Source organism: Diplocloster hominis (genome assembly GCF_032380655.1).
In the GTDB taxonomy this organism is placed as follows: Bacteria; Bacillota; Clostridia; order Lachnospirales; family Lachnospiraceae; genus Diplocloster; species Diplocloster hominis.
Genome location: NZ_JAWDIY010000047.1, coordinates 1 through 11,357, shown reverse-complemented (window position 1 = coordinate 11,357; position 11,357 = coordinate 1). Strand labels below are relative to the sequence as shown.

Annotated in this window: 6 protein-coding genes and 1 pseudogene; 4 read left to right on the top strand and 3 right to left on the bottom strand. The window is 48.0% G+C overall.

Going from position 1 to position 11,357, the window contains the following annotated elements:
• Positions 1–47: 47 nt before the first annotated feature.
• The 4 genes and pseudogenes from ABC831_RS24135 (at position 48) to ABC831_RS24125 (ending at position 8,361) form a co-directional block, all read left to right on the top strand.
• A complete protein-coding gene (locus ABC831_RS24135; RefSeq protein WP_343250630.1) occupies positions 48–1,958 on the top strand; it encodes an ABC-F family ATP-binding cassette domain-containing protein in 1,911 nt (636 codons plus the stop codon).
• A 138-nt stretch (positions 1,959–2,096) separates the two neighbouring features.
• A pseudogene (locus ABC831_RS26600) lies at positions 2,097–2,294 on the top strand (DeoR family transcriptional regulator); the annotation flags it as partial.
• Entirely contained in the window at positions 2,280–2,897 is a 618-nt protein-coding gene (locus tag ABC831_RS24130; RefSeq protein ID WP_484840529.1) for a DeoR/GlpR family DNA-binding transcription regulator, read from the top strand. The pseudogene ABC831_RS26600 and the gene ABC831_RS24130, both read left to right, overlap by 15 nt.
• A 601-nt stretch (positions 2,898–3,498) precedes the next feature.
• Positions 3,499–8,361 carry a beta-L-arabinofuranosidase domain-containing protein gene (locus ABC831_RS24125; protein WP_343250628.1) on the top strand — a complete coding sequence of 1,621 codons (4,863 nt, stop codon included), beginning with the start codon at positions 3,499–3,501 and terminating at the stop codon, positions 8,359–8,361.
• 139 nt (positions 8,362–8,500) lie between these two features.
• On the opposite strand, the gene yqeC is transcribed toward ABC831_RS24125, so the two are convergent.
• Genes yqeC through ABC831_RS24110 form a run of 3 tightly spaced genes read right to left on the bottom strand, consistent with a single transcriptional unit; the run spans position 8,501 to position 11,057 of the window.
• Positions 8,501–9,727, bottom strand: coding sequence for a selenium cofactor biosynthesis protein YqeC (gene yqeC, locus ABC831_RS24120; RefSeq protein ID WP_343250627.1), 1,227 nt, complete (start codon positions 9,725–9,727; stop codon positions 8,501–8,503).
• A gap of 3 nt (positions 9,728–9,730) precedes the next feature.
• The gene (gene scpB / locus ABC831_RS24115; protein WP_425524623.1) at positions 9,731–10,291 is read right to left on the bottom strand and encodes an SMC-Scp complex subunit ScpB; all 561 of its coding nucleotides are present in this window, start codon (positions 10,289–10,291) and stop codon (positions 9,731–9,733) included.
• A 25-nt stretch (positions 10,292–10,316) separates the two neighbouring features.
• Positions 10,317–11,057, bottom strand: a complete 741-nt coding sequence (locus ABC831_RS24110) for a segregation and condensation protein A (protein ID WP_343250625.1) — start codon at positions 11,055–11,057, stop codon at positions 10,317–10,319.
• Positions 11,058–11,357 lie beyond the last annotated feature (300 nt).

Sequence of the window (11,357 nt, the reverse complement as noted above, 5' to 3'; positions counted from 1 at the left end):
AACTGTATGTGCGGAATACAGAGTTTGGACGAAAGGACTGGGTAGGTATGATATTAGCTTGCCAGAGTATACATAAGGCTTTTGGAGAGGAAACGATTCTTTCAGATATTTCTTTTCATATAGAAGAAAAAGAAAAAGCGGCGATCGTGGGAAATAATGGGGTCGGGAAATCCACGCTGCTTAAAATTATCGTAGGGGAGCTGACGGCGGATTCCGGGGAAGTGGTGATGGCGAAGGGAAAAACCCTTGGGTATCTGGCACAGCATCAGGAGCTGATCAGCGGGCGCAGCATTTATGAGGAATTGTTGTCGGTGAAACAAGATATCCTGGATATGGAACAGCGGATCCGGCAGATTGAGATCGATATGAAATCAGTGGAGGGGGATGCGCTGGAGGAGTTGATGGGGACTTATACCAGGCTGACCCATGAGTTTGAGTTGAAAAACGGGTATGCTTATAAAAGTGAGATCACAGGGGTTTTAAAAGGGCTCGGGTTCGGGGAGGAGGACTTTGATAAAGAGGTGGACACGCTCTCGGGCGGCCAGAAGACCCGGGTGTCTTTAGGAAGGCTTCTGCTGTCCAACCCGGATATCCTGCTGCTGGATGAGCCGACAAACCATTTGGATATGCAGTCGATCACCTGGCTTGAGACTTATCTGAAAGGGTATCCGGGGGCCGTGATTCTGGTAGCCCATGACCGGTATTTTCTGAACAGGATCGTGACGAAGGTGGTTGAACTGGAACGGACGAAAGCGACGGTCTATCAGGGAAATTATACGGATTTTGCCCGGAAGAAGGCGATGCTGCGGGACGCGCTGGTGAAACAGTATCTGAATCAGCAGCGGGAACGCAAGCACCAGGAAGATGTGATCGCGAAGCTGCGTTCTTTTAATCGGGAGAAATCCATCCGCAGAGCGGAAAGCAGGGAGAAGCTTCTGAATAAGATGGAGGTGCTGGAAAAACCGGCGGAGGATACCGCCCAGATGAGGATACATCTGGAGCCCAGGATTACCAGCGGGAATGACGTGCTGTCGGTGGAGAATCTTTCGAAGTCGTTCCCTCCTCTTGAGTTATTCCGTGGGATTCACTTTGATATCAAGCGGGGAGAACGGGTCGCGCTTATTGGAAATAATGGCACAGGAAAGACTACGATTCTAAAGATTATTAACGGTCTGCTTCCAGCGGACGAAGGGGATATTATTCTGGGGACGAATGTGCAGATCGGTTATTATGATCAGGAACATCATGTTCTGCATATGGAGAAGACTCTGTTCGAGGAATTGTCGGATACCTATCCGGATTTGAATAATACCCAGATCCGGAATGTGCTGGCGGCATTTTTATTTACCGGAGATGATGTATTCAAGAGGATCGGGGATCTGAGCGGCGGGGAGCGGGGCCGGGTGTCCCTGGCTAAGCTGATGCTCTCCGAGGCCAATTTTCTGATTCTGGATGAGCCCACCAACCATTTGGATATCGCTTCCAAGGAAATTCTGGAAAACGCTTTGAAGCAGTATACCGGCACGGTGTTTTATGTTTCTCACGACCGGTATTTTATCAATGAGACGGCTACCCGGATTCTGGATTTGACCGGCCAGACTCTGGTCAATTATATTGGTAACTATGATTATTATCTATCGAAACGGGATGAGTTAACACAGATCTATGCAGGCACAACCGATATGGAGGATGACGGATATTCGGTATCAGAAAACAAACTTACCTGGCAGCAGCAGAAAGAGGAACAGGCCAGAATCCGGAAACGCGAAAATGATCTGCGCAGAATAGAAGAGCAGATCACAGAGCTGGAAACCAGGGACGCACAGATTGACCGGCTGCTGACTTTGGAGGAGATCTATACGGATGTGGAACAATGTATCTTATTAAATAAGGAAAAAACCGATATCTCAGGGCAATTGGAAAAACTAATGATAAGCTGGGAGGAGTTAGCCGAATAGCTGAAAAAATAATTGATCAAAGCTTGATGCCTACCTGATTGTTTCATCGCTAATTGTAAGTTTTTGTCATCCAACTGATCACTCATTGACATTTTAATACAATTTATATAACATTTTTTGTGAAGACAAAAGGAATATCTTTCTAGTGATACATGGGAGGAATATCAAGTGGTATTGACAGAACGATATTGCCAAATACTGGAGTATATTCAGGAAAAAAAGGCTGTAACGGTGCAGCAGCTTTGTAAGGAATTATATGCCAGTCCGGCAACAATCAGACGGGATTTAACTACATTAGAAAAATACCATTTGATACATCGAGTGCATGGTGGGGCTATTCTATATGAAAGTGGTAATACAGAACCCGCCTCATCTATTCGCCAGACCAAGAATATCACAGTCAAGAAAAGAATCGGTGATTTGGCCAGCGTGTTAGTGAAAGATTACAGCACGGTTTTTCTGGATTGCAGTACGACGGTTTACTACGCGGCTATGAGTCTGACACAGATGCAGAAGCTTACGGTGGTTACGAATGGTTTGAGCTGTGCGCAGTTTTTGTCTCAACAGACAGATTGGGATATTTTCTTTCCGTCCGGCAAAGTGGAGAGTCAGATGGGAAGTACCACCGGGAGCGATACAATATTGGCATTATCCAAATTTTATGCGGATTTTGCCATCATATCCTGCACCGGGCTGATCCCCGACGGGATTACGGAAGCCAGCGTCGATCAGTCCCGCTATAAGCTGGCCATGCTGGAAAACTCCCAGACCCGGATTCTGCTGTGTGACAGCACAAAATTCGGAAGCCGTTATTTCAGCAGGACCTGCGGTTTTGATTACATAGACTATCTGGTGACGGACATTAAGCCTCCGCCGGAATATTTCGAGTTGTTTGAGAAAAATAATTGCCAGATTATTTATCCCGAAGAAGATGAATAATCTACTCTGATTGAATAGCTTCTATTTTTTATATAGAGGCTGTTTTTTTATTGCTATGAGCACTTGTGCCCGTATTTTGGGCACTTACGTGCGATGCATAAAAAATAGTCAGCGAGGCTTTTTCGAGCGCTACTATTTTTTGTTGCTATGAGCACTTGTGCCCGTATTTTGGGCACTTACGTGCGATGCATGAAAAATAGTCAGCGAGGCTTTTTCGAGCGCTACTATTTTTTATTGCTATGAGCACTTCCGTGGAAAGAAATAATTATTCCTGCGTGATCATTTCTAATCGTTACGTGATCGTTTTCTGATCGCATGTAAGTATTTCTCATACTGTCGCTCTCGCATTGACTTTTCCCCTGATATCTACTAAATTTTTAAATATAAACAAATTGTTAAGGGACTGTTAAAACTTTTTTGTAATTATTTTACAATAGTTTTATTAATAATTTTGTTAAATTACATCGATGTAACTTATAAATCAATCCTAACATGACGGAGGGTGATCATTTTTACGGAGACAAAAGTAATCAATTATTTAACGTTTTATTTAACGTTTTTTAGCAGCGTAACAATTTTATAACTTATGAGGAGGTTTTTTATGAACCGAATGTTACGGAAGAGTATCAGTTTGTTACTGTCCGCCGCCGTGTTATTGCCGTCAGTCCTGACCACCGGCTTAACGGCTAAGGCAGAACCCTCAGCCGCTTTATCTTTTAAGGAAGTCTGGGGAATGGACGGTATATCAGGTGAGGATTTATCAAATTCTATCGCAGACCCGTTTGGAATGCTCCGTGATGGAAAATACTCCTGGTCTCTCGGTGAAGGAGCCGGTGTAAACGCAAGCAATGCTCTGGCCTTTACAGACCTGGCAGGAGAAGGTGCTTACAGCGATTGCGATCTACGTTATCATATGCTGCCGGAAGGTACCAAAAATACCGACTGGAGCGGAGCACAGGAATTATGGTTTTACGCTGATATGAGCAGTTTTGGTTCTGAATCAAGTCAGATCCGGTTTGCATTTCAGGAAGAAATGTTTAAATCAGACGGCAGCGGCAATGGCCTCCATGCTCTCGCATTAAGAAATGGGGCAGCCTACGGAACCAACGATGGCAGCGGTTGGAAAAGCGGAACCGTCAGCGACAGCTGTGTAAACCTGGAACCTGGTTTCCGGGGCTGGGTCAGAATTCCTCTGGACAGTTCCACATTCAGCGCTTACTGGATGGGTGATGACACGCTGTATCTCAAAAATGTAAATCAGTTGAATATGCATATAAATGGGAACGGAACCACACAGAATAAAACAGCTTTGATTGACAGCATCGGTGTGGTCGGTAATTTCGACGATGGAACTTCTCTTCCTACGGATACCCCGCCTACGATCCAGCAGGCCTGGAGTATTGAAGATATGGATGACTCCATACTCACTGTTGCCGAAGGCGGTATGCTTGGAGATTATTCCGGTATGTCGTTAGGAGATGCTCCTACCTGTGGTTTATCTGTAGCGGCAGGTAAAGGTGTGGACGGTTCCAATGCTTTAGCATGGTCAAGCCTGAACACCCGTGACTGGTATGGAGATCTGGATTTCAAACTCCCTGGGGCACCGGGAGCTGTTATGGACTGGAGAGGTGCAACCGAAGCATGGTTTTACGCGGATGCATCAGAGTTTGGTGATTCTGCCCAAATTCATTTCGCTTTCCAGGAAGGCACCCATGATGATGTCCTTCATGCAATGGAACTGAAATCCGGAGTGGTTTTCTACGTACAGAACGGGGACTCCTGGCAGACCAAAACAGTCGATGACAATCATATGATCGTTCTGGATCCCGGATTCAGCGGCTGGGTACGCGTTCCGTTAAATAACAGGACCTGGTCTCAGTATTTTAGCACCCACGGGGAAGATGACGGCAATTTATACTTACATAATGTGAACCAGCTAAATATGCGCGTGAACGGCAGTGACGCCAATGTCGGCACATCGATCTATTTCGATGCGTTCTCCTTTGTCGGCGACGTAGGCGGCTCTGAGCTTCCTGTAAAGTCTAACGATAACCCGGCTGACGTTCCTGTGTTCAATGATACCATTACAGGCGATCCGAATCTGAGCTGCTACAAAAACAGCGCCACATCCATCACAGACTGCAGCGCCACCAGTGCAAATGGCAGCCCCGTCAGTTATCGCATCGCTTCGGCGCCTCAGAACGGACAGGCATTCATTAACGCATCCAATGGAACTCTGGTGTACACACCCAACGCCGGTTATTCCGGTCCTGACAGCTTCGTCATCAGCGCCACGGATAATGTATTCCGGACTGCTTCTTTGGTTCTGAATGTAAACGTCAGTGAAGAAACCGATCCCGAACAGGGTGAAGTAATAGAACCTACAGATCCCGAATATCCGAAAGACGACGAGATTCCTATGAATCCTCCGCTCATGGCTCCGGATACCAAACGTGCTTCCAGCCATTTAACCGACCTGAATCTGGAAGGTTACGTAGGCGGAAATATCCAGGGGAATATTGACAACTGGCTGCTGCATGCGTTAGAAGACAACCCGAATATTATTGAACAGATCATAAGCACCGGAACTTCAAACCAAAATCCGACCTTAGCCTCTGTTCTGGGCGACGCATTCGGAATGTTAAGCGGGAGTACCTACCGGCTTACACTGGCAACCACCGGTGGAGACGGAAAAACGATTCAATGGAATCACAATAAACTTGCTCCGAAAAATGAGTACAATGATATAGATATCAAATTCGGCAGCGATCCCAAAGCGACTACGGACTGGAGCGGAGCAAAAGAAATATGGTTCCAGCTAAATGCCACTGAATTAACGGAAGGCACCCTGGATATCCGCTTTGCTTTCGAGGAAAGTAATACCTCCACAGATAATGGCCGGGAATCCTGGCAGTTAAGAGAAGGCCAGACCATCCGTCTGTGTGCAGACGGCACGAACTGGACAGATATTAAAGTAAATGCAAACCGCACTTTTTCCGTACCGGCAGGCTTCAACGGCTGGGTAAATATTCCATTCAGTGCCGATTCATTCGAAGTATACTGGTCTGAAAAAGGCTCAAACGATGTGATCGACCTGAAAGATGTTCACCAGTTCCAGATGCATTTCAAAGGGAATGACAATACCTTAGGAAAGAACTTCTACTTTGATAACTTCTCTATCGTTGGAGATGTAAACGGTTCTGCTGATTCCCCTGCTCCCATGACCGGTACTGAAACCTTTAAAACCGTATGGGATCTGGAAAATATCCGGGAAGGCGGAAACGACTATACCGGCGCATTAGTACCCTGGTACAGTGAATTCCCCGGCAAGCTCTTAACGGGAATGGCCTATACCTACCGCTTATCCGATGATCCGGCTCTCCTGGAGGCCGGCAATAAATTGGTCGAAGAATTAACCAACGCGCAGGGCGAGGATGGATACCTGGGTATCTACACAGGCAGCGCCCGTATGGGCGGCAATGGAGCGAACTGGGATGTATGGAATCACTATCACTGCATCTACGGCCTCTATGACTGGTACCGGCTGACCGGCAACGAAACTGCATTAAAAACTGCGATAAAGGCCGCTGATTATATCTATGAATATTTCGTAGAAGGCGGAAAGACCTTTGACTCCGCAGGCAGCCAGACCATGAACCTTGGTATCAGCCACGTATTCGCACTGCTGTACCAGTATACCGGTGACACCAGGTATCTGAATACGGCGAAACAGATCATCGTGGAAGACTGGCCGAAATCCGGTGACTGGTTAAACAACGCCCAGGCAGGCAAAGAATACTATGAGTCCAAACTGCCCAGATGGGAAGCATTACATACGATTATCACACTTGGCTTATTATATGAGATTGAGGGAGATCCGATTTATTATACCGCGCTGGAGGATATCTGGTGGAGTATCGCTAAGACCGACCGCCATAATGACGGCGGATTCACCAGCGGCGAGCAGGCTGTAGGCGATCCTTACAACACAGGCGCCATCGAAACCTGCTGTACCATCTCCTGGATGGCACTTGGAACAGAATATCTCCAGCTGTCGAAGAATTCTTATGTAGCAGATGAATTAGAGCTCTCCTATTTCAACGGAATGTTAGGCTCTCTGTTGGAAGACGACAAATATGTAACTTACAATACTCCCATGGACGGCAGAAAAGTGGCCTCTCAGGTCGACATTGCCTTCCAGTACAACTCCGGTTCCCCTGACTTTAACTGCTGCCAGGCAAATGCCAGCCGCGGTTTGGGTGAACTTTCCCAGTGGGGCGTAATCGGAAATGATACGGACCTGTATCTGAATTACTACGGTCCTTCCGCAGCAAGCACTCTGACCCCCGGCGGAAATGCCATCACCATTAAGCAGGAAACCGAATATCCGAAGGATGGCGCGATTAAGATCACTCTGGATATGGCGAAAAATGAAGCATTCAACTTTAACTTACGTATCCCGGTTTGGTCCTACACGAATGCGGTCAAGGTCAACGGCGAGGAAATGAAGAATGTAGTTCCCGGCGAATATTACACCATCAACAGAGAATGGAAAGACGGCGACATAATCGAGCTGGATCTGGAAATGAGCGTTCACTACTGGCTGGGCGAGAAAAACTACAAAGGTTATTCTTCCGTCTACTATGGCCCTATCCTGTTAGCTCTGGATTCCAATTACAGTGATCTCGCCAGAGACGCCGCAAGATTCCAGACCACGGACCTTAAGAAAATGACCGTATCCGATGGAAGCGGCGAAGGCAGCTGGCTCTTCTTTGAGACTAAGACCGTAAACGGTATTCCTGTAAAACTTGTAGACTTCGCAAGCGCCGGAAAGGATAACAGCACCTATTACAGCTGGCTTAAGGTAAACCACAATATGAATTATCTGCCGAATGTAAAAGGCGGAAACCCGATCTGGAATAATTCTCCCGATCTTCCGTACTACAGCGTGACAGCAGGCAAGACCGACGGTGGAAAAGTTAAGATTCAAAAGGAAAAAGTCGCCTTCGGCGGTTCCTCCAACTTTACCATCACTGCAGATAAAGGATACACATTAAAAGACGTAACCTTAAACGGAAAATCATTGGGAGCCATTACTTCCTATGATCTGACCAATATCCGACAGGATTATAAAGTATCCGCTGTGTTTGTCAAAGAGGGTGGAGAGCCTACACCTACTCCGTCTCCTACGCCGACACCTACCCCGGATCCTGATAATCCGACACCGACCCCGGATCCCGGCAAGCCTACACCAACTCCGGATCCCGGAAAACCTACACCGACCCCGGCCCCTGGTGATAACAATGGTTCCAACCATAACTCCGGTTCCGGGAACAGCGGTTCGGACAGCACCACCAATGCACCTTCCACCGGTGATACATCACCGATCATCCCGATTGTAATACTTCTGATCGGTTCGGGTGCAGGAATCTTCTTCTTCCTGAAACGGAAATCCCGTGCATAGGGAGACCGGAAGAATAACAAAGCCTTTATCTAATTACTCTTCCAAATAATCATGAACGAAAAATCCCCCAAAAGCTTCACCACTTTTGGGGGATTTTTCCGTTCTGATCATATTACCCGATTGCTTACATTTTTGAGAGCTATCCGATATCCTGAGCCACCCAATAACTCTGTCCGGCTCCAGGATCCATCAAATCAGCCTTATTAAAGATCACCCGGTATTTTTCACTGCTTACCTCTTTGCGAAGCCCCTGAGGGCTTCTGGCTATCCGATACAGGTCCTCCATTGTAACCAAATGCTCTTCTCCCACCTCCAGAATACAGGCAGCCAGTTCCGGGCGATGGCAGATCTCCCCGACCGGCCGGTTCAGGCTGTCCAGACCTATAACCCCGATCACTACATCACTGCCGGGGAAAATAACCGGCTCATGTTCCGCAGGAGCCTTCAGAGGCCGCCCCTTGGCCCCGTCAGCTTCCACGATCAGATAGTCTGGTATCCGGACCAGTTCCGGATATAACCTTTCCCCTATACCGGTAATTTTATTCCCCGGAACACGCCTGCCTACAGTCAGACAACGTTCCACCTCAAGCATCTTACGCACACGCCGCAGATCCTCTGCTTCCTTCACTTCCACAAACTGTTCTTTGGGGCACCACAGATGAGTGGTGGTCGTCATCAAAACACGTGCCCCCTGCCCGCTCAGCTCTTTTGCCAGACGATGCATCGTGGTAGTCTTTCCCCCGGCCCCCACAATGGAAAATATTCTGTCCCGCTTAAGATCAATACGCAATTCTTCCAGAAGAGACACCCCATAAGGACGGTCAATATCCCTAAGTTCTCTGGCCTCCTTTACCTCGACCCAGGCGCAATCCTCCATGTGCCTTCGCACCACGGCCTTACCGCCTCTGTCCCCTTCCAGGTTTTTCAATTCATCCAGATAAGCCGAGGAAAAAATCACAGGGTTTCCCGGCTCCTTACCGCTCATCACAAATGCGATCCCTTTCTTTGTAGTTTGGAAACAGGCTATGAGCTTTTTCATGGTAACCGCCTGCAGATACGGCTGGTCACAGACGGCGAACAGATATGCATCTGAGTCCCCTGCCTGCTCCAGGCCCAGACGTATGGAACGGGAGATCCCCAGCTCCGGCTGATCATTGCGGACTACGGTCCAGTCGGTCTGGCATAGTTGACGCTTTATCTCCTCATACTGGGTAACAATGATTTTCCGGTAAAAAGAAAAACCAATCTCCGGAATCCGATCCAGGATATTCCGGTACATTGGTTTGCCATTTATCTCTGTTAACAGTTTGTTCCCGCCATAACGTCTGGCGCTGCCGGCCGCCAGCAGAATCACGCTCAATTTCATTTCTCATACCTCCAGCTTCATCTGCGCCTCTTCCTCCGCCTGCGCTTTAAAATCTTCCAGCTGTTCCGGATTCACGCTGGGCAGATCCTCGATGGAATGTACCCCGAATGCCCGCAAAAAATCCTCCGTCGTGCCAAACAGGATCGGCCTGCCCGGAGCATCCAGCCGCCCTACCTCACAGACCAGATTATATTCGATCAGTTTGTTCACCGCGTGATCGGACTTCACTCCCCGGATCTTCTCGATATCCAGCCGTGTCACCGGCTGCTTATAGGCGATAATACTGAGGGTCTCCAGCAGCACATCGGTAAGTACATACTTCCTGGGCTGTTTGGCTATCCGGATCAGCGCCTCGTACATCTCCGGCTTCGTACACATCTGGAAGGAGTCCTCCAGCTCAATAATCTGGATTCCCCGGTCCTCCGCCTTATATTTGTCCATCATATTATGTATAATCTTTCTGGTTGTCTCTTCATCATGGCCAATCGCCACAGCGATCTTCTTAAGTTCCACGGACTCTCCCATGGTAAATAAAACCGCTTCGATAGTCGCTTCTATTCTCATAAGTTCCACATCTTACTCCTCTGCCTTACGCCGCGCTGATCTGTATATCATCAAAAATATGTTCCTGCATGATCCGGATTCTGCCCATCTTCATAAGCTCCAGAACAGCCAGAAAAGTAACGATCACCTGCATCTTTCCCGCCTGCTTCTCAAGCAGCTCCCGGAAGCTGAAATCCGGATGTTCCGCGGCGTATTGCTCCACGTAGGCGATCTTATCCGTCAGGCTGACTTCTTCCTTCTCTATTTTCCCAAACTTGCTCCGGACCGGGTCAATCTTGTCCACCTGTTTTTTAATCACGGATTTGAAAATATAATGCAGCTTCGTCAGGGTCAAATCCCCCATCAGCTCCGTCAAATCCACAGGCTCCACATACTCTTTCACCTCATCCGGCAGGGTAGAATCCTTATACAGGGCTTTTCCCGCATCGATCTGCCTGTCCCGCAGTTCATAAGACATATACTTATACATCTTATATTCCAGCAGCTGTTCCACCAGCTCCTGTCTGGGATCTTCCTCTTCGCCCGCCTCGTTTACTTCTTTCGGCAGCAGCATCCTGGACTTGATATCGATCAAAGTAGCCGCCATAACCAGGAATTCACTCATCACATTCAGATCCTGACGGTGCATTTCCTCTATATATTCCAGATATTGATTCGTAATCTCCACAATCGGTATATCATAAATATTTACTTTATTCTTATCAATCAAATGCAGCAGCAGGTCCAAAGGACCCTCAAACGCCTGTAACTTAACCGGTATACCCATGTCCCTCTTCCTTTCACTCCTGTTATTGTACTAAGAAATCCACCGGAATGCAAGAAATTAGCGGGATTAGTTTTCTGAATTCCTGCGGGGCTGGGGATGGATGGGGCCGGCTGGGGATGGATGGGCCGGAGCGGGCCGGTGCAAGGGGGAGCTCTGGGCAGGGGGCACAAAAGGAGCGGGAGCCGAATTCGCTTCGGCGGCGCCTAAGAACGGGTTACGCAGAAGAGGACGAAACCTCGCAGGACCCGGGGCAAACTCGCCAAAATACGGCTCAAACAGTGCCCCGGGTCCTGCGAGGTT